Below are 18,095 nucleotides of genomic sequence, written 5' to 3' on the forward strand. Positions count from 1 at the left end.
ATGGCCGTGACCACCGCGGTCCGCGTCGCCGGACCGGCAGCCGTCCTCGCGGCCTTCCTCGCCGCCGGGGTCGCGATCCTCGTCCCGGCCGCGGGCGAATCCGTCCTTCCCGAGGGTGCGCGCAGCGAATGGGCGCCCGTGGTCACCGCCGCGCTCGCCGTTCTCTCGGCGGCCGGACTGCAGCGGACCGGCTCCCGACGTACCGCCTGGATGCTGGCCGCCGCCTCTATCGTGGTCCTCGGTTCGATCCGCTATCTCGTTCCCGCCGGCATCTCGGCCGACAGCCTGACGGTCGTCGGATGGATGATCGCCGCGATCACCGGTGTGCTGCTCGGGGCGGCGACCGCGGGCTCGTGGGGTTCGGCGACCGGCCAGTGGGCCCTGATCGCCGGTGGCTGGGCGGCCTTCCTCACCGCCGCGGCCGTCGGTTCCGAGGTCCCCGTCGCGGCCGTGCGCTGGACGGTTCCCCAGTGGGTGCTGGCCTTCGCACTCGTGGCAACGGTCGCCGCCGCGCTGACGGTGCCCGCCGGGATGCGCGTGCAGCGGGCCGATCCGCGGTTGCTCGCGATCATGGTGACCGCCGCGGTGGTGCTCTCGGTGGGCTACCGACTGCTGGGCGAGTTCGTGGGTTCCCGCGCGAGCGACACGGGTGTGCTCCTGTGGCTGGTCGCCGGTGGGGCACTCGCGGTCGCGGTCGTCGGCGCCGAGATCGTCGCGCGCCTCGTCCCGCCCGGCGACGACCGGTTCGTCCTCGCGGTCACCGGAGCCGTGGCCGCGGCGTATCCGGTCCTTGTCGAGTTGTGGTCGGGTATGCAGTCGGCGACCGTGCCGTGGTGGGTGCTGCTCGTCGCGGTGGCCGCCGTGGTCGCCGGGGTGCGGCTCTCCCCCTACATGCCGTACGCGCTTCCCGGGTTGGTGCTCGCCGCGTCGATCTCGGCGGCGACGGTGTGGTGGCCGGCGGAAATCGGCGAGGGCATCCCTCTCGCGGTGCGGGTCGCGCTCGTCGCCCTGGGCACCGGTCTCGCGCTCGGGGCATCGTTGCCGGGATCGGCGTCCGTCGCGGCTCTCGGCCTGGCGCTGCCGGTGCCGGCGACGGCCGTCGTCGGGGCGGTGTGGATGCTCCCGGCGGACGCGCAGTGGTCGGCGCTCGCACTGTTCGCCGTCGCCGTGATCTGTGCGTGGCAGGTGCGCTAGCGCTCTCACCTCCCCGATTCGCAAGCGTGCGAAGACAACCGTTAGGATAGGCACAATCCGTTTTGCCCGATGACGGCGAGCGGCGTGCATGTCGGGGCGATCCCCGTTTCGGCGGTGTGCCGTCCGCTGTGACGACAGCGAGTCCCACGGCCCGCAGTCAGTTTCACCCCGCCGACAGGCCCGACCCCGACGGAGTGCCTTTTGATCGCCATACTCGTTGCCCATGCGGTCGCTGCTCTTCTGGCGCCGTTTCTGGTCAGAGTCATGGGGAGAAATGCATTCCTGCCGCTCGCGCTGGTGCCCCTCACAAGTCTCGGCTGGGTCGTCACCAACTGGGGAACCGATCAGAAACTACAGATCGCGTGGGCCTCGACGCTGTCGATGAATTTCGACCTGCGCTTCGACACGCTTGCGGCGATCATGTGCGTGCTCGTCCTGGGCATCGGCTCGTTGATCCTGCTCTATTGTTCGCGCTATTTCGAGGACGACGAGCCCCGCCTGGGCGTGTTCGCCGCCGAGATGGTCGCCTTCGCGGGCGCCATGTTCGGTCTGGTGGTCAGCGACAACATGTTGCTGCTCTACATCTTCTGGGAACTGACGACCGTCCTGTCGTTCCTGCTCGTCGGGCATTACGCCGAACGCGCCTCGAGTCGGCGTGCCGCCACCCAGGCCCTGCTCGTCACCACGGCCGGTGGTCTGGCGATGCTGGTCGGCATCATCATCCTCGGCGAGATGGTCGGCAGCTACAACCTGTCCGACGTCGTCGCGGCGGCACCTCACGGCTGGCTCGCCGGTGTCGCCGTGGTGCTCGTACTCGTCGGCGCACTGTCGAAGTCCGCCGTGGTCCCGCTGCACTTCTGGCTGCCCGGTGCGATGGCCGCCCCCACCCCGGTGTCCGGATATCTCCACGCCGCGGCGATGGTCAAGGCCGGCATCTACCTCGTGGCCCGGCTCGCCCCCGGCTTCGCGGACAGCGCCGCGTGGCGGCCGATCGTCATCGGTCTCGGTCTCGCGTCGATGATCCTCGCCGGCTGGCGAGCGTTCCGCGCCTTCGACCTCAAACTCATCCTGGCCTTCGGCACCGTCAGTCAGCTCGGTTTCCTCACAGCGCTGGTGGGCACGGGCAGCCGGGAAGCAGCCCTGGCGGGCCTGGCGATGGTGATCGCCCACGCCCTGTTCAAGGCATGCCTGTTCATGGTGGTCGGCATCATCGACCACTCCACGGGCACCCGCGACATTCGCAAGCTCGCGCACCTCGGCTCCGCCGCGCCCTATCTGATGGTGATCGCGATACTCGCGGCGGCGAGCATGGCCGGTCTGCCGCCGTTCATCGGGTTCGTCGCGAAGGAAGCAGCACTCGAGTCGTCGCTGGTGGCCGAGGTGCTGCCCGAGTGGGCGCGGATCGCCATGACCGCGGGCATCGTGGTGGGGTCGATCCTCACCCTCGCGTACAGCATCCGGTTCATCTGGGGTGCGTTCGGTCGCAAGCAGCTCAAACGTCCGAGCCCCGCGGTGCAGAACCTGCACGCGCCCGGCCCGCTGCTGCTCACCGCCCCGAGCGTTCTCGCGTTCGCCGGTCTCGCCGCGGGCTTCGCGAGCTCGTGGATCGACCACCTGATCGCCCCCTACGCCGACGAGCTGCCCACCGAACTCGACAAGCCCTACCACCTGGCGTTGTGGCACGGATTCACTCTGCCGCTCGCTCTGACCGGCGTGGTGATCGTGGGCGGCACGGCCCTGTTCCTCGCGCACCGCACCATCGCGCGCCTGCGCTTCGAGCACCCGCCGCTCGGCAACGCCGACCGGATGTACGACGCGACCCTCCAGGGCATGGACACCCTGTCCCTGCGCCTGACCGGTTTTCTGCAGCGCGGTTCGCTCCCCCTGACCCAGGCGACGATCCTCATCACCCTGGTGGCGCTCCCGACGGTGCTGATGTTCTTCTTCGGGCTGAGCACGATGCCGTCGACGCGCGCATGGGACTCGATCTGGCAGCTCGGGGTGGGGCTGATCATGATGGCCGCCGCGGTCACCGCGACGGTCCTGCGCAATCGCCTCGGCGGTGTGCTGGTCGTGGGCGTGACGGGTTACGGGCTCGGTGTGCTGTTCGCCCTCCAGGGAGCTCCCGACCTCGCGCTCACCCAGTTCCTCGTCGAGACCGTCACCCTCGTGATGTTCGTACTGGTCCTGCGCAAGCTGCCCGCCGAGACCGACCCGGCCGCGGTGATGGGCAGCAAGTTCGCCCGCGCGATGCTCGGCATCGCCGTGGGCGCGGTGGTCGTCGGGATCGGCGCCTACGCCGTCGCGGCACGCACCACCGATCCGATCTCGCTGCTACTGCCCGACGCCGCCTACTACGGCGGTGACGGCAAGAACATCGTCAACGTCCTGCTCGTCGACATCCGCGCCTGGGACACGATGGGCGAGATCTCGGTACTGCTGGTCGCTGCGACCGGCGTGGCCAGCCTGGTCTTCCGCACCCGCCGCTTCGGCACCGCCCCACGTGTGGCGGACGCACCCGCGGCGCAGCTCGACGCGGTCTCCGCCAGCAACGAGACGACCTGGCTGCTCGGCGGCGATCTCATCGATCCGCGCTACCGATCGCTGGTCCTCGAGGTCACCACACGACTGGTCTTCCCCACCATGATGATCCTGTCGGTGTACTTCTTCTTCTCCGGGCACAACGCGCCCGGTGGCGGTTTCGCGGGCGGTCTCGTCGCCGGTCTCGCGCTGGTGTTGAGGTACCTGGCCGGCGGACGCTACGAGCTCGGAGAGGCGGTTCCCATCGACGCCGGCAAGATCCTCGGCCTCGGACTCACCTTCGCCGCGGGCACCGCACTGGTGTCGATGTTCCTCGGCGCCCCGGCCCTGTCGTCGGCGACCCTCGAGCTCACGCTGCCGCTGCTCGGCGACATCAAGCTCGTGACCGCACTGTTCTTCGACCTCGGTGTGTACCTCATCGTGGTCGGCCTGATCCTGGACGTGCTGCGCAGCCTCGGTGCTCGCCTCGACGCCGAGACCGTGGGTGAGGGCCGATGACCGCGAACATCACGCTCCTCGCCGTCGTCGGCGTGCTCGTCGCGGCCGGTGTGTACCTGTTGCTCGAACGCAGCATCATCAAGATGCTGCTGGGGCTGCTGCTGGCCGGCAACGGCATCAACCTGTTGCTGCTGACCCTCGGCGGTCCCGCAGGTCATGCACCCATCGTCGGTGTGGAGAGCGACATCGAGCCGGACATGGCCGATCCCCTCGCGCAGGCGATGATCCTCACCGCGATCGTCATCACGATGGGTGTGGCGGCGTTCGTGCTGGCACTGACCTACCGCTCCTACACCTACCGCGCACGGGACGAGATCGAGAACGACCCCGAGGACACCCTCGTGTCGCAGCGGCGCAGTCTCGCCGACCTGCCGTCACGAGACCGCTCCGACGACCCGCTCACCGGTATCCCCAGCAAGAGCGGCGATGCCTTCGACGCCGCGGGCAACCCGATCCCGCTCGACCAGCTCAAGAACATCGAGGACCTCGAGGCGTACGAGGATCTGCACGACGGCGACTTCGACGACCCGACCGACTCGGCCTACACGCAGAACCAGGGCGGGACGGACGAGCCCGGTAGCGCCGACGCTGCCGAGGACGCCGACGAAGCCGTCCGTGCCGGTGAGGTCGACGAGGCCGTCCGTGCGGACGATCCCGACCCCGAGGCCCCCGACCCTGCCGAGGGCGAGCGGACCGGAGACGACGAGAAGAACGGGAAGGAGGATCGCCGATGAACCTGAGCGTCGCGAACCTCGTTCCCCTCCCCGTCCTCATCCCGTTGCTCGCCGCAGCCGCGACCCTGATCGTCGGCCGCCGTCCGCGCGTTCAGCGGTGGATCACCGTCTTCGCGCTGGTCGCCTCGCTCGTCGTGTGTGTGGCGCTGCTGTACTACGCAGACGCCGACGGCATCGCGGTACTGCAGATCGGTGGGTGGGAGGCGCCGATCGGCATCTCGCTGGTCGTCGACCGATTGTCGGCGTTGATGCTGGTCGTCTCGGCGATCGTGCTGCTGTCGGTGATGTTGTACGCGGTCGGTCAGGGTATCCACGACGGCAACGAGCAGCAGCCCGTCTCGATCTTCCTGCCGACCTATCTCGCGCTCACCGCGGGCGTCAACATCGCCTTCCTCGCAGGCGACCTGTTCAACCTCTTCGTCGGCTTCGAGGTGCTCCTCGCCGCCTCGTTCGTCCTGCTGACCCTGGGCGCGAGCGCCGACCGCGTCCGCGCGGGCGTCTCGTACGTCATGGTCTCGATGGTGTCCTCGCTGGTCTTCCTCGTGGGCATCGCCTTCGCCTACGCCGCCACGGGCACCTTGAACCTCGCCCAGATGGCACTGCGGATGGACGAGATCTCACCGGGCACCCGGGCCGCGATCTTCGGTGTGCTGCTCGTGGCCTTCGGTATCAAGGCCGCGGTCTTCCCGCTGTCGTCGTGGCTTCCCGACTCCTACCCCACCGCGCCCGCGCCGGTCACGGCCGTCTTCGCCGGCCTGCTGACCAAGGTCGGTGTGTACGCGATCATCCGGGCGCACACCCTGCTGTTCCCGGGCGGCGAACTCGACGACGTCCTGCTCGTCGCAGGTCTGCTCACGATGATCATCGGCATCCTCGGCGCGATCGCGCAGAACGACATCAAGCGTCTGCTGTCGTTCACGCTCGTCAGCCACATCGGCTACATGATCTTCGGCGTCGCGCTGTCGTCGCAGACCGGTCTCGCGGGCGCCGTCTACTACGTCGGCCACCACATCCTCGTGCAGACCACCCTCTTCCTCGTGGTGGGTCTCATCGAACGCCAGGCCGGGTCGGCCTCGCTGCGACGCCTCGGCAGCCTCGCGCTCATGTCCCCGCTGCTGGCGGTCCTGTTCCTCATCCCGGCGCTCAACCTGGGCGGTATCCCGCCGTTCTCCGGATTCATCGGCAAGGTCGCCCTGCTGCAGGCCGGCGCGGAGGACGGTTCGGTCCTCGCCTGGGTCCTCGTCGCCGGTGGTGTCCTGACCAGCCTCCTGACGCTGTACGTCGTGGCGCGTATCTGGACGAAGGCATTCTGGCGGGCACGCGCCGACGCCCCCGAAGGCGACCTCGCCGACATCGGCCCCTCGGCGCTGATCGACGAATCCGCCACCGACATCTCCTTCGAGGAACGCCCGGACGTCGGCCGGATGCCGGCGGCGATGCTCGTCCCCACGGTCTGGCTCGTCGCGATCGGTGTGTCGTTGACGGTCTTCGCCGGTCCCCTGCTCGACATCAGCAACCGTGCCGCGGAGAACCTGCGCGACCGCACGGTGTACATCGAGGCCGTGCTGGGGGGTGAGCAGGAATGATGAAACGTGCCAATGTCCTGCGGCTGTTCGTTCTGGGATGGACGACCCTGGTGTGGGTGCTGCTGTGGGGCACCTTCAGCATCGCCAACATTCTCGGCGGCATGGCCGTCTCGCTCGTCGTCATGTTCGTGCTGCCGCTGCCGCGTGTGCCCGTCGAAGGTCGCCTGCACGTGTGGTCTGCGATGCGACTCGGTGCGGTGATCTTCGGCGAGACCATCCGCTCGACGATCAACGTGGCGTGGCTCGCGATCCGGCCTTCCCCGCCGCCGGTCACCGGCGTGCTGCGCTGCCGGCTCACCATCAAGTCCGACCTGGTGCTGACACTGTGGACGGACATCATGAACAACATCCCGGGCACCATGGTGCTCGAGATCGACCAGGTGCGGCGGATCATGTACGTGCACGTCCTCGACGTGAGTACCGACAAGGCCGTGGCCGACTTCTACCGTTCCGCCCGCCTCATCGAGCGCCTTCTCATCCGGACGTTCGAACGCGAGTCGGAATGGCAGGCCAGCCCCTGGCGCAGCGGAACGGAGGAACTGACGTGACCGTGACACTGGCGATCGCGGGGGCACTGTTGTTCGTCTCCGCGGTCCTGATCACCTACCGCGTGATCGCGGGTCCCAACTCCCTCGACCGGCTCGTCGGCGTGGATGCCCTGCTCGCGCTCGGCATCTGCGGCATCGCGATCTGGGCGGTGTACACACGCGACACATCGGTGCTGCCCGCCACCGTGGCGCTGGCCCTGGTCGGCTTCATCGGATCGGTGTCCGTGGCTCGATTCCGGGTGCGTGACGAAGGATGACGACGATCATCGACACCTTCGCCCACATCCTGATCCTCATCGGGGCGGTCATCTCGCTGACCGCCGCGATCGGCGTGGTGCGTTTCCGCGACACCCTGTCGCGCATGCACCCTGCCACGAAGCCCCAGGTGGTGGGTCTGTTGTTCGTGCTGGGCGGTTCCATGATCATCCTGCGTAGTTCGGTCGATATCTGGATGATGGCCCTGGCGGGCATGTTCATGGTGCTCACCGCCCCCGTGATCGCCCACCGGGTCGGCCGCGTCGCCTACCGGGAGCAGCTCGGTCGCGACGGTCTGCTCGACGAGGACGCTCCCGGCGGTGCCTGACAACCGATGAGGGCCTGACGGCCGGGACGTCCTCGGCCGATCACTCCTTCAGTTCCTGCACGAGCGAGTCCACCACCGCGACGAGATCGCCGTCCGTCCGTTCCGCGAGCCGCCGCTGACGCTGATAGGACGCTCCCCGCACCGGGATGTCCGCGACCCGCGCGAGTTCGTCGGCGCAGCCGAGCCGCACCGCGGTGGGCATGATCTGCTCGAGCAGATCGTTCAGGTCGTCGGTGACCAGCCGCTCGGTGCACACCGGGTCGAGGATGACCTCCGCGTCGAGTCCGTAGCGCGCCGCACGCCACTTGTTCTCCTTGACGTGCCACGGCTGCAGCACGGGCAGTTCCTCGCCCCGTTCGAGACATTCGTCGAAGTAGACGACGAGCGAATGCACGAACGCGACGAGGGCGGCCAGTTCTGCGCGGTTGGTGATGCCGTCGAAGACCCGGACCTCGAGGGTGCCCCATTTCGGCGCCGGCCGGATGTCCCAGTGCATGCCCCCGGGGTGGCTGATGACTCCGGACTTGAGCTGGTCGGCGATGAACTCCGCGTACTGCGGCCAGTCGGCGAAGTGATAGGGCAGACCGGCGGTCGGCAACTGCTGGAACATCAGCGCGCGGTTGCTCGCGTAGCCCGTGTCGTAGCCCGCCCAGATCGGCGACGAGGCCGACAACGCGAGCATGTGGGGATACTTCACGAGCATGGCGTTGAGGATCGGGATGACCTTCTCCGCCGAAGAGATCCCCACATGGACGTGCACTCCCCAGATGAGCATCTGCCGTCCCCACCAGCGGGTGCGGTTGATCATCTCGTCGTAGTCCGGGGAAGGCGTGACGGTCTGGTCGGTCCACTGCGCGAACGGGTGGGTACCGGCGCACATCAGGTCCACGCCGTTCGGGTCGGCGGCACGTCGCAGCAGCGACAGCGACTCGGACAGGTCGTCGACCGCCTCGGCGACCGTGTCGTGGACGCCGGTGACGAGTTCGACGGTGTTGCGCAGGAACTCCTTGGTCAACCGCGGGGTCTCCCCCGCGATCTCCTTCACCCTGTCGAAGACGACCGCCGCGCTGTTCGAGAGATCGCGGGTGGTCTTGTCCACCAGAGCGATCTCCCATTCCACGCCGATCGTGGGACGGGGTGATCCCGGAAACGCGACTGCCACGTCTCGATCCAACCACAGGGCCCCGCCGACGGATGTCCGTCTGCGGGGCCCTGTGTCGGGAATTACCTGCGAGATCGAGTCTCAGGAGATTCGGACTCCGGTCACTCGATGACGCCGCACGCGAGGCGTGCGCCGAGGTTGTCCTGGTGCACGACCACCGAAGTGCCGTCCTCACCCTCGAGGTCCTCGAGGCCGAAGGCCGAGGTGGTGACGGTGGCGGTGGCGGTGCCGTCCTCACGGACGACGAGCGAAACCAGGTCGCCGCTCTCCGGGACGGAGGTGTTGCCACCGGCCTGCAGGTGGGCGCCGGCGGACAGGAACGCTCCGGGCTCGCCACCGTCCGGAGCGGTGGACTCGGCCTCGCAACGGCCGAACTCGTGGATGTGGACACCGTGGTAGCCGGGCTCGAGACCCTCGACGTCGACGGTCACCTCGATGTTGCCGCCGTTCTCGGCGAACGACACGGTGCCGGCCGACTCGCCGTCGACCGTGGTGAGCTCGGCGGTGAGCGCAGCAGCGGTGGCGGAGCCACCGGCGTGCGACTCGCTGCCGCCCTCGGTGCCGTGGTCGTCGCCGTGGGCCTCGGAAGCGGGTGCGGCGGATCCCGTCCACACCGGCGGCGTCGTCCCCGGCTCGGTGCTCGCCTCCTCGCTGTTCGAGCACGCAGTCAGGCCCACCGCGGCGATCGCGACGATCGGGGCCAGAGCACGCCAGGACATGCGACGGGTGGAACTGGAGACCATCAAACCGCTCCTTCGAAGTGCCGAAAAGTCACCCGATCATAACCGGGCGTCTCCGGCACCCACCCGGTGGCGGACCGACACGGTTCCGGCGCTACGGCGAAGTGACGATGACGATCACTCCGGGGGCGGCATTGCGGATGCCCTCGAAGCGCGGTTGCGCGGTGACCCCGAGCGACTCCGCGACGGCCGTCGCGGTCTGCTGCTCGCCGGGCGACGTCCCGTAGAACACCGAGGTCTGCGGCAGTAGGCCCTCGCTGTAGTTGCCGGTTTCGGTGATGGTGAAGCCCTCGTCCTCGAGGTAGGTGGCGGTCTGCGCGGCCAGGCCCGCGATCTCGGAGTTGTTGAACACGCGGACCGGTGCCGTCGCGGCGGCCGAGGTGTCGGAGGCGAAGGAGGTTCCGCTCGCCACGGGCAGGGAGGGAACCGAGGACGCGGCCGCGGTGGTGGTCGCGCCGGTTCCGGCGGCGGACGTGCCCCCGTTCGCGGCAGCGGGCGCGGGCACGTTGGGCACCGCGGCCGAGCGCGGCGACGGTGCGCTCGGCGCTGCGGCGGTCGTCGTGGTGGGTGCCGCCGTGGGAGCGGGTTCGTCGTCGGAATCACCGAGCGAAGCGAAACCCAGACCTGCGAACAGGATGCCCAGGGAGATCAGGACCATCGCGAACGCACGCAGAGGCGGTCCCGAGGGTGCGGGCGCGCGGCTGGGGATCTCGGGGGTTCTGCTCACGACCTCGACCATAGTTGCCCGAGCACACGCAGCGCTGCCGACCGGCCGCGCGTGTCGACATTGCAGTATCCGGCCCGGAAGCCGCCCGTCTAGCGGGTGTCGAAACCGAGCCGGCGGGCCGCGCGGGCCTTCTGACGGCTCGCACGCAACCGCCGCAGCCGCTTGACCAGCATCGGATCGGCGGCGAGCGCCTCGGGACGATCCACCAGAGCATTGAGCACCTGGTAGTAGCGGGTGGCGGAGAGACCGAAGAGTTCCTTGATGGCGTCCTCCTTGGCACCGGCGTACTTCCACCACTGCCGTTCGAACGCCAGGATGTCGAGATCGCGACGGCTCAGGCCGTTCGCCTCGTCGCCGGTGGGCTCCTGCGCGGATGCGCCGTCGCCCTGCGGGGACACGAGATCGGACCGGTCGTTGCCGTGCGCTGCTGCGCCGTCCATTTCCCTCCTCGACTGGCTGGATCACACCGTGACGAAGAGTCCTTGCGTCTCGGCGGAAGTCATTCAATCACGGGGTGGGGACACATACCGGTTCGAGAACGCCGCGAGTCGATCCCATTATCCTGTGTCACCATGGCCATTCTTCCCATCGTCATCGTCGGCGACCCCGTCCTGCACAACCCGACCCGGCCGGTGACCGAGTCACCCGCCGAACTCGCTCAGCTGATCGCCGACATGTTCGAGACGATGGACGCGGCCAACGGCGTCGGCCTCGCCGCCAACCAGGTCGGTGTCGACAAGCGGCTGTTCGTCTACGACTGCCCCGACCGCGACGAGTCCGGCAAGGTCGCGCGCCGGCGTGGCGTCGTCGTCAACCCGATCCTCGAGACCTCGGAAATCCCCGAGACGATGCCCGACCCCGAGGACGATCTCGAGGGCTGCCTGTCCGTGCCCGGCGAGAACTTCCCCACCGGTCGCGCCGACTGGGCGAAGGTCACCGGTACCGACGAGAACGGTGAGCCCGTCGAGATCGAGGGCCACGGATTCTTCGCTCGCATGCTGCAGCACGAGGTCGGGCACCTCGACGGCTTCCTGTACGTCGACGTCCTGATCGGGCGCAACGCCCGCGCCGCGAAGAAGACCATCAAGCGTGCCGGCTGGGGTGTCCCGGGTCTGACCTGGCTCCCCGGTTCGGTGGAGGACCCGTTCGGCCACGACGACGAGGACGACTGACGAGGCGACCGGCGAACCGTCGATGACGACCGACCGTCCGGCCCCCTCCGTACCCCTCGGCACCCGGGTGGTGCTGCGGTACCGCCTGCCCGCCGGCTACAGCCACCCGATGACCGACGTCATCGGTGAACTCGTCTCCGTCGAACCGGTGGTCTCGGTGCGCACCGCCGACGGTCGTGTCGTCCAGGTGTCCCCCACCTCGGTCGTCGCGCTCAAGCCGATCGCGGCGCGGCCGATCCGCGTCTCGGAGATCCGCGCGCTCGAGCACGCCGCCGCCGCGGGGTGGCCCGGTCTCGAATCGGCCTGGGTGGACGGCTGGCTCGTGCGCGCCGGGCACGGTTTCACCCGGCGCGCCAATTCGGCGACGCCGCTGGGTGAACGCGGCACCGTGGCCGACCCCGCCGATCCGGCCGTCCGCGCCCGGCTCCGCGAATGGTTCGCGGCGCGCGGACTGCCGCTGCGACTGCTGGTACCCGATCGCCTCGCCCGGGTCCCCGAGGGGTGGCCGACCTCGGAGCCGGTACTCGTGATGGGCGCCGACCTCGCGAACGTCCCCTTGCCGCCGGAGCTCACCCCCGTCACGATCACCGACCGGCCGGACGCCGACTGGATGTCGCTCCACCGCGCCGACGCCGACCCGCTGCTCGCGCAGGACGTGCTCGGCTCGGTGGCCGCGGGGATCCTCGGGTTCGGCCGCATCGGAGCACCCGGGCAGCCGCCCCTCGCGATCTGCCGCGCGGCGATCACCGACGCGCCGGACGGACGCCGCTGGGTGGGTCTGTCGACCGTCGAGGTCGCTCCCGAACACCGGCGTCGCGGACTCGGCACACTCGTGTGCGGCGCCCTGCTGCGCTGGGCACGCGAGCAAGGCGCGACCCACGCATATCTGCAGGTCGAGGAGTCGAACACCGCGGCGCGCGCCCTGTATCGCGAACTCGGCTTCGTCGACCACCACCGCTACCGGTACGCCTCCGAACCCGTCGGATAGGTCGCCTACAGTGGGCGTGTGCGCCTTGCTACCTGGAATGTGAACTCCGTCCGTGCCCGTACCGACCGCATCCTCGACTGGTTGCAGCGAACCGACACGGATGTGCTCGCGATGCAGGAAACCAAGTGCAAGGACGAGCAGTTCCCGTACGAACGCTTCGAGGAACTCGGCTACCGCGTCGCGCACGTCGGACTGAGCCAGTGGAACGGTGTGGCCATCGCGTCGCGCGTGGGCCTCGACGACGTGCAGATCGGCTTCGAGGACCAGCCCGGTTTCTCCAAGGACCCGGAGGTCGATCCGGCGCTCGAAGCGCGGGCGATCGGCGCGACGTGCGCGGGTGTGCGCGTGTGGAGCCTGTACGTCCCCAACGGCCGCGATCTGAACGACCCGCACTACACCTACAAGCTCGACTGGCTCGCCAAGTTGCGCGCCGACGCGCACGCGTGGGCCACCGCAGCGCCCGAGCAGCCCATCGCGCTGGTCGGCGACTGGAACGTCGCCCCCACCGACGACGACGTGTGGGATCCGGCCTTCTTCGAGGGCAAGACGCACACTTCGCAGCCCGAGCGCGACGCCTTCCACGCGTTCGCCGAGGTCGGCTACACCGACGTCGTCCGTCCGTACGCGCCCGGCCCCGGGGTGTACACCTACTGGGACTACACCCAGCTGCGCTTCCCCAAGAAGCAGGGCATGCGGATCGACTTCGTCCTCGGATCACCGGCCTTCGCGGCACGGGTGACGGGCGCCGAGATCGACCGCAACGAACGCAAGGGCAAGGGCGCGAGCGACCACGCACCGGTCATCGTCGACCTCGACCTCTGAGCGGATTCGATCGCTGAGCGGATTCCTGGCCGGGTGAACCGCCCGCGCAGGCATCAGGCCTTGCGGGCGGGCACCTTGCGCTGCGGTTGCCTGCGCCGATTCTCCTTGCGCTGGGGTTCCGTGCGCTGAGCTTCCGTGCGCTTGGGTTCCGTGCGCGGCGGCTCGAGAGCCACGACGACGTCGCGGTAGTTCTCGTGCGACGACAGGAACCGCTGCACATAGGTGCACACCGGTCGCACCCGCCAACCTCGGCTGCGCGCGAGATCGAGCGAACCACCGACGAGGACGGCCGCGAGACCCCGATGGCCGAAATCCTCGACGATCACGGTGTGCATGAAGTCGACGACCGGCGGGTTCGGCGCCGGAGCGCGTTCGAAGTCGTAGTACCCCAGGATGCCGACGAGATCGCCGTTGAGGCGCAGTTCGAACCGGTTCTGGTCGGCGTTGTCCGACACGGCGAGGTCCGGCGAACTCGTGTTCATGAGCGCCTCCAATGGGGGTGTTGCGTGATCGAACTGTGACCTATGCCACTATAGAGCAACGAGGCGGCCACCGGCGGCAACGCTGTCGTGTTTCGCAAAGTGCACCCGCCTCAGCGCCGCCCGGCCGTGATCGAACACACCCTCGGTAGGGTGTCCGCGTGGACCTTCTGCCCCTGTCGCCTCGAGGCGAGACCCCGGTTCGAGCCCTCACCATCGCCGGCACCGACTCCGGAGGCGGAGCCGGCATCCAGGCCGACTCCCGCACGATGGCGATGTGCGGTGTGCACGCATGCGTCGCGGTGGCCGCCGTGACCGTCCAGAACTCCGTCGGCGTCCGCGGATTCCATGAGATCCCCGCCGAGACCGTGGCCGACCAGGTGCGGTGCGTGGTCGAGGACATCGGGGTGTCCGCAGCGAAGACGGGCATGCTCGCCTCCACGCAGATCATCGAGGCCGTCGCGCAGGTGTGCTCCGAGGTGGGCATCGGCCGCGACATGGAGGTGCCGCTCGTCGTCGACCCGGTCTGCGCCTCGATGCACGGCGACCCGCTGTTGCACTCCGACGCGCTCGACGCGATCCGCGGGGTGCTCATCCCCCTCGCCACCGTCGTCACCCCGAATCTCGACGAGGTACGGCTGATCACGAGCATCGACGTCGTCGACGACGCGTCGGCACGGCGCGCCGCCGAAGCGCTCCATGCGCTCGGCGCCCAGTGGGTGATCGTCAAGGGCGGTCACCTGCGCAGCTCGGAGAAGAGCACCGACCTGCTGTTCGACGGCGACCGTTTCCTCGAGTTCAGCACGCCGCGCATCGAGACCGGTAACGACCACGGCGGCGGCGACACGCTCGCGGCCGCGATCGCGTCGGCTCTCGCGCACGGCCGGTCGGTGCCCGAGGCCGTCGAGTTCGCGAAGGAATGGATCACGAAGTGCCTCGAGTGGTCCTACGACCTCGGTCACGGCCACGGCCCGGTCAACCCGTTGTGGCGCCTGCACGAGCGCTGACCGCGCCCGCTCTCACTCGGTGAACTCGGCGCGCACCTCGGCCCGCTGGTCGCCGGTGGGCACCCCGTCGGGTCCGTCGATCGAATTCGCGTAGACGGCCGTGCCGTAGGCGACGGCGGCGGCCGCCGCGGCGAACGCGTCTCGGTCGATGCCGGCCAGGGTGTCCTCGGGGGTGTGGTAGTTCGGGTCGAAGGGCTGGTCGGCGGTGCCACCCCACAGGTCGGCCTGTTCGGGGGTCTTGACGTCGTCGGCGCCGGTGAACACCCCGCCCGCGGGGATGCCGAAGGCGACGAACGGACCGTAATCGGAGCGGCCGTCGAAATCCGTTCCGCCGACCTCGATTCCGCGTTCGTCGAAGAACTTCGCGAAGGTCCGTTCGATACCCGCCGAGCCCTCCGGTCCGGGTCCTTCACCGACGGCGTCGGAGTCGTCGCCGTCGAACACCAGATATCCGGCGTTGGGCGAGCCGAGCATGTCGAAGTTCAGATACAGGGCGATGTCGAGTCGTTCCTCGTCGGACAGCGACTCGACGTACCTCGTGGAGCCGACCAGTCCGACCTCCTCGGCGCCCCAGAACGCGAACCGCACGGCGTTGGTCACGCCCGGCTCGCTGCCGAGTTGCAGCGCGGTCTCGAGGACGGCGGCGACGCCGGTTCCGTTGTCGTTGATCCCCGGTCCTTCGGGGACGCTGTCGAGGTGCGCGCCGACGACGACCACGTCGTCGGTCGAACCGGTGCGCGTCTGCGCGATCACGTTGCGCGACTTCCGGTCCTCGGTGCGAGTCTGGAGCGTCACCGTCACGGTGGTCGCGGCGGACAGACGCTCGGCGTCGGCCCCGGCCACCCCACCGACCGGGATGCGGGGGTTCGATTCCGCCCCGAGACCGGCGGCCGCGAGCGGGCCGTCCTCGTTGTTGGCGACGAGCAGCGCGGCCGCTCCCCGTTCGGCGGCGACCTGCTCCTTGACGGCGAAGGTGCACACGCCGCGATCGACGATCACCACCGCGCCGGTCGCGTCGATGCCGTCGTAGTCGGTGGCCTCGCAACCGGGGGTGTCGTCGGGGGCGATGCGCACGACACGCGCGGTGAGCCCCTCCGGTCCCGTCGACGGCGACATGCCGAGTGCGCTCACGCCCATCGGCTCCCCGTCGACGGTGAGCTGCTCGTTCTCGACGGTGAACAGGGTCGTGTCGAACTCCGGTGTCTGCACGTCGAATCCGGCGTCGCGCAGGGCTCCGGCGACGTAGTCGACGCTCGCGTCGTAGCCGGGGGTCCCGAGCGAACGGTTTCCGTCGTTCTCACCGGCGATCCGTTCGAGTTCCGTCAGGTGCGTCATGACGGCATCGAGCTGCACGGCGTCGGCGAGCGCCGTCGGGTCGACGGGCGGCGCCTCCAACTCCGCCTCCGAGCATCCCGCCGTCAGCAGTACACCGGCGGCGATCAGCGCCGCTCCCCGCATGCCGTATCTCGTCTGCGCCCGCGCCATCGACCGAGCGTACAAAAAAGCACTGCGCCGCACGGGGAAACCGTGCGGCACAGTGCGTCGAAGCAGTACCTCGGGCGTGCCGAGGCGGAACCTCAGGCGTCGCGGCGGTTGACCACCACGAGCGAGGCCGCGAACACCAGGAACGAGAAGGCCGCGAAGTACACGAGCGAACCCCATGGACCCCAATGGAATTCGATGCCCTGTCCGATGCCCAGGAAATTGTTCGCGTTCGCGAACGGCAGGAACGGCTGGATTTCGCGCCCCACCGAACCGAACAACGCGAACAACGACTCGAGCAGCAGCGGCCACAGCATCAGCAGCGCGATCGTGCCGGCCGACTGCCGCAGCAGCGTGCCCACACCGATCGCGAGGAAGACACACAGGAACGCGTAGATCGCGGTGCCGTAGACCGCGCGCCACGCCGTGTCGCCGCTGAGGACGAGTTCGCGACCTGCGTCGGGCCCGGCCAGCGCCTTCGCGAGGTAGAAGGCACCGAACGAGACCGCGAGTGTCAGCACCGCGCCCAGCACGCCGATGAGCAGCGCCTTCATCGTCAGGAGCAGGGTGCGGTTCGGGGTGGCCTGGAAGGTCGTGCGGATGACCCCGAAGCGGTACTCGCTGGTGACCGACAGGGCCGCGAGGATCATGAGCACCAGCACGCCGAAGCCGGTGACGCCGCTGACCGCGACGTCCACGGTCGGATAGAACCGTCCCAGTTCGTCGTCCATCCCGGCCGATGCGCGGGAGACCGACCCGAGGATCGCGGCCAGACCCAGGCCGAGGGCGACGATGACGACGGTGCACCACAGCGGAGACTGCACCGACGTGAGCTTGATCCGTTCGGCCCGCAGTGTGTCGAGCGCCGTACTCATCACAATCCACCCTTCATGACGTCGTCGACTCCGGATCCGTGGTATTCGACCTCGCCACCGGTGAGTTTCATGAACGCTTCCTCGAGCGACGCGTTGCGTCCCGCGAGTTCGTGCAGCACGATCGACCGGGTCGCGGCGAGTTCGCCGATCTCCGCGGCCGGAGCGCCCGAGACGTGCAGGGCGCCGTCGTCCTCCCGCACGGTGTGTCCGCGCTCGGTGAGCGCGGTGCGCAGCTCGTCGAGCTGCGGGCTGCGCACGACGACGAACGAGTCGGAGGCGCGGTCGACGAACGCCTTCACCGAGGTGTCGGCGATGAGCCGTCCACGGCCGATGACGATGAGATGTTCGGCGGTCTGCGCCATCTCCGAGAGCAGGTGGCTGGACACGAGTACCGTGCGGCCTTCCGCGGCGAGCGCCTGCATGAACCGCCGGATCCACACGATGCCCTCGGGGTCGAGACCGTTGACCGGTTCGTCGAACAGCAGCACGCGCGGGTTGCCGAGCAGTGCGGCGGCGAGACCGAGTCGCTGCGACATGCCGAGCGAGAAGCCGCCGGCGCGCTTGCCCGCGACCTCCGTCAGACCCACCTGGCGCAGCACTTCGTCGACGCGCGAGGCGGGCAGACCGTTCGACGCGGCCAGCCAGGCGAGATGCGCCCGCGCCGACCGGTTGGGATGCACCCACTTCGCGTCGAGCAGCGCCCCGACGGTGGTGAGCGGCCGTGTCAGCTCGCTGTACGGCTTCCCTTCGATCAGTGCGGTTCCCGAGGTCGGCCGGTCCAACCCCAGGATCATGCGCATCGTGGTGGACTTCCCCGCCCCGTTGGGGCCGAGGAAGCCGGTGACGATGCCGGGACGGACCGTGAACGTCAGGTCGTCGACCGCGGTCGTGGACCCGAAGGTCTTGGTCAAGCCGGTCACTTCGATCATGCGCACCACCCTACGTGCGGCTCCGGCG

Annotated in this window: 18 protein-coding genes and 1 pseudogene; 11 read left to right on the forward strand and 8 right to left on the reverse strand. The window is 69.0% G+C overall.

Translation table 11 applies throughout. From position 1 onward, the window contains the following. The 7 genes and pseudogenes from ACWPOC_RS23360 to mnhG all read left to right on the forward strand — a co-directional run bounded on the left by ACWPOC_RS23360 (position 1) and on the right by mnhG (position 7,684). Complete coding sequence (locus tag ACWPOC_RS23360; RefSeq protein ID WP_159417682.1) at positions 1 to 1,194, forward strand: hypothetical protein; 1,194 nt, start codon at positions 1 to 3, stop codon at positions 1,192 to 1,194. 201 nt (positions 1,195 to 1,395) lie between these two features. After that, the gene (locus ACWPOC_RS23365; RefSeq protein ID WP_120280149.1) at positions 1,396 to 4,233 is read left to right on the forward strand and encodes a Na+/H+ antiporter subunit A; all 2,838 of its coding nucleotides are present in this window, start codon (positions 1,396 to 1,398) and stop codon (positions 4,231 to 4,233) included. Continuing rightward, positions 4,230 to 4,772: pseudogene (locus ACWPOC_RS23370) on the forward strand (Na(+)/H(+) antiporter subunit C); the annotation flags it as partial. The gene ACWPOC_RS23365 and the pseudogene ACWPOC_RS23370, both read left to right, overlap by 4 nt. Positions 4,773 to 4,963: 191 nt before the next feature. Further along, a complete protein-coding gene (locus tag ACWPOC_RS23375; protein ID WP_120280151.1) occupies positions 4,964 to 6,553 on the forward strand; it encodes a Na+/H+ antiporter subunit D in 1,590 nt (529 codons plus the stop codon). Further along, positions 6,553 to 7,101: a Na+/H+ antiporter subunit E gene (locus ACWPOC_RS23380; RefSeq protein ID WP_120280152.1), complete on the forward strand. Its 549-nt coding sequence runs from the start codon at positions 6,553 to 6,555 to the stop codon at positions 7,099 to 7,101. The genes ACWPOC_RS23375 and ACWPOC_RS23380 overlap by 1 nt, the downstream gene beginning before the upstream one ends. After that, positions 7,098 to 7,358 (forward strand): monovalent cation/H+ antiporter complex subunit F, encoded by a 261-nt coding sequence (locus ACWPOC_RS23385; protein ID WP_060650582.1) that lies wholly within the window; start codon positions 7,098 to 7,100, stop codon positions 7,356 to 7,358. The genes ACWPOC_RS23380 and ACWPOC_RS23385 overlap by 4 nt, the downstream gene beginning before the upstream one ends. Then, positions 7,355 to 7,684 carry a monovalent cation/H(+) antiporter subunit G gene (gene mnhG, locus ACWPOC_RS23390; protein WP_120280153.1) on the forward strand — a complete coding sequence of 110 codons (330 nt, stop codon included), beginning with the start codon at positions 7,355 to 7,357 and terminating at the stop codon, positions 7,682 to 7,684. Before ACWPOC_RS23385 ends, mnhG begins: the two co-directional genes overlap by 4 nt. Before the next feature lie 40 nt (positions 7,685 to 7,724). Here the strand turns inward: mnhG and ACWPOC_RS23395 are convergent, their stop codons facing one another. The 4 genes from ACWPOC_RS23395 to ACWPOC_RS23410 all read right to left on the reverse strand — a co-directional run bounded on the left by ACWPOC_RS23395 (position 7,725) and on the right by ACWPOC_RS23410 (position 10,753). Next, positions 7,725 to 8,846 carry a glutamate--cysteine ligase gene (locus ACWPOC_RS23395; RefSeq protein ID WP_120280154.1) on the reverse strand — a complete coding sequence of 374 codons (1,122 nt, stop codon included), beginning with the start codon at positions 8,844 to 8,846 and terminating at the stop codon, positions 7,725 to 7,727. A 101-nt stretch (positions 8,847 to 8,947) separates the two neighbouring features. Next, entirely contained in the window at positions 8,948 to 9,589 is a 642-nt protein-coding gene (locus tag ACWPOC_RS23400) for a superoxide dismutase family protein (protein ID WP_455409399.1), read from the reverse strand. A gap of 91 nt (positions 9,590 to 9,680) precedes the next feature. Next, positions 9,681 to 10,325: a LytR C-terminal domain-containing protein gene (locus ACWPOC_RS23405; protein ID WP_120280156.1), complete on the reverse strand. Its 645-nt coding sequence runs from the start codon at positions 10,323 to 10,325 to the stop codon at positions 9,681 to 9,683. A 77-nt stretch (positions 10,326 to 10,402) separates the two neighbouring features. Beyond that, positions 10,403 to 10,753: a DUF3263 domain-containing protein gene (locus ACWPOC_RS23410; protein ID WP_016691601.1), complete on the reverse strand. Its 351-nt coding sequence runs from the start codon at positions 10,751 to 10,753 to the stop codon at positions 10,403 to 10,405. Positions 10,754 to 10,885: 132 nt separating this feature from the next. Between ACWPOC_RS23410 and ACWPOC_RS23415 the strand changes: the two genes are divergently transcribed. Genes ACWPOC_RS23415 through ACWPOC_RS23425 form a run of 3 tightly spaced genes read left to right on the forward strand, consistent with a single transcriptional unit; the run spans position 10,886 to position 13,295 of the window. After that, positions 10,886 to 11,485 carry a peptide deformylase gene (locus ACWPOC_RS23415; protein ID WP_120280157.1) on the forward strand — a complete coding sequence of 200 codons (600 nt, stop codon included), beginning with the start codon at positions 10,886 to 10,888 and terminating at the stop codon, positions 11,483 to 11,485. Between the two features lie 22 nt (positions 11,486 to 11,507). Further along, complete coding sequence (locus ACWPOC_RS23420) at positions 11,508 to 12,473, forward strand: N-acetylglutamate synthase, CG3035 family (RefSeq protein ID WP_120280158.1); 966 nt, start codon at positions 11,508 to 11,510, stop codon at positions 12,471 to 12,473. An 18-nt stretch (positions 12,474 to 12,491) separates the two neighbouring features. Continuing rightward, a complete protein-coding gene (locus ACWPOC_RS23425) occupies positions 12,492 to 13,295 on the forward strand; it encodes an exodeoxyribonuclease III (RefSeq protein WP_120280159.1) in 804 nt (267 codons plus the stop codon). A 53-nt stretch (positions 13,296 to 13,348) separates the two neighbouring features. On the opposite strand, the gene ACWPOC_RS23430 is transcribed toward ACWPOC_RS23425, so the two are convergent. Beyond that, complete coding sequence (locus ACWPOC_RS23430; protein ID WP_120280160.1) at positions 13,349 to 13,777, reverse strand: GNAT family N-acetyltransferase; 429 nt, start codon at positions 13,775 to 13,777, stop codon at positions 13,349 to 13,351. A gap of 158 nt (positions 13,778 to 13,935) precedes the next feature. On the opposite strand from ACWPOC_RS23430, the gene thiD reads away from it, so the two are divergent. After that, positions 13,936 to 14,781 (forward strand): bifunctional hydroxymethylpyrimidine kinase/phosphomethylpyrimidine kinase, encoded by an 846-nt coding sequence (thiD, locus tag ACWPOC_RS23435; protein ID WP_120280161.1) that lies wholly within the window; start codon positions 13,936 to 13,938, stop codon positions 14,779 to 14,781. Positions 14,782 to 14,793: 12 nt separating this feature from the next. On the opposite strand, the gene ACWPOC_RS23440 is transcribed toward thiD, so the two are convergent. The 3 genes from ACWPOC_RS23440 to ACWPOC_RS23450 form a co-directional block, all read right to left on the reverse strand. After that, the gene (locus tag ACWPOC_RS23440) at positions 14,794 to 16,266 is read right to left on the reverse strand and encodes a M20/M25/M40 family metallo-hydrolase (protein WP_455409400.1); all 1,473 of its coding nucleotides are present in this window, start codon (positions 16,264 to 16,266) and stop codon (positions 14,794 to 14,796) included. 92 nt (positions 16,267 to 16,358) lie between these two features. Further along, complete coding sequence (locus ACWPOC_RS23445) at positions 16,359 to 17,138, reverse strand: ABC transporter permease (RefSeq protein WP_120280162.1); 780 nt, start codon at positions 17,136 to 17,138, stop codon at positions 16,359 to 16,361. Beyond that, a complete protein-coding gene (locus tag ACWPOC_RS23450) occupies positions 17,138 to 18,067 on the reverse strand; it encodes an ATP-binding cassette domain-containing protein (RefSeq protein ID WP_120283608.1) in 930 nt (309 codons plus the stop codon). Before ACWPOC_RS23450 ends, ACWPOC_RS23445 begins: the two co-directional genes overlap by 1 nt. Between the last annotated feature and the right edge of the window lie 28 nt (positions 18,068 to 18,095).

Source organism: Rhodococcus sp. 5G237 (assembly GCF_053764735.1).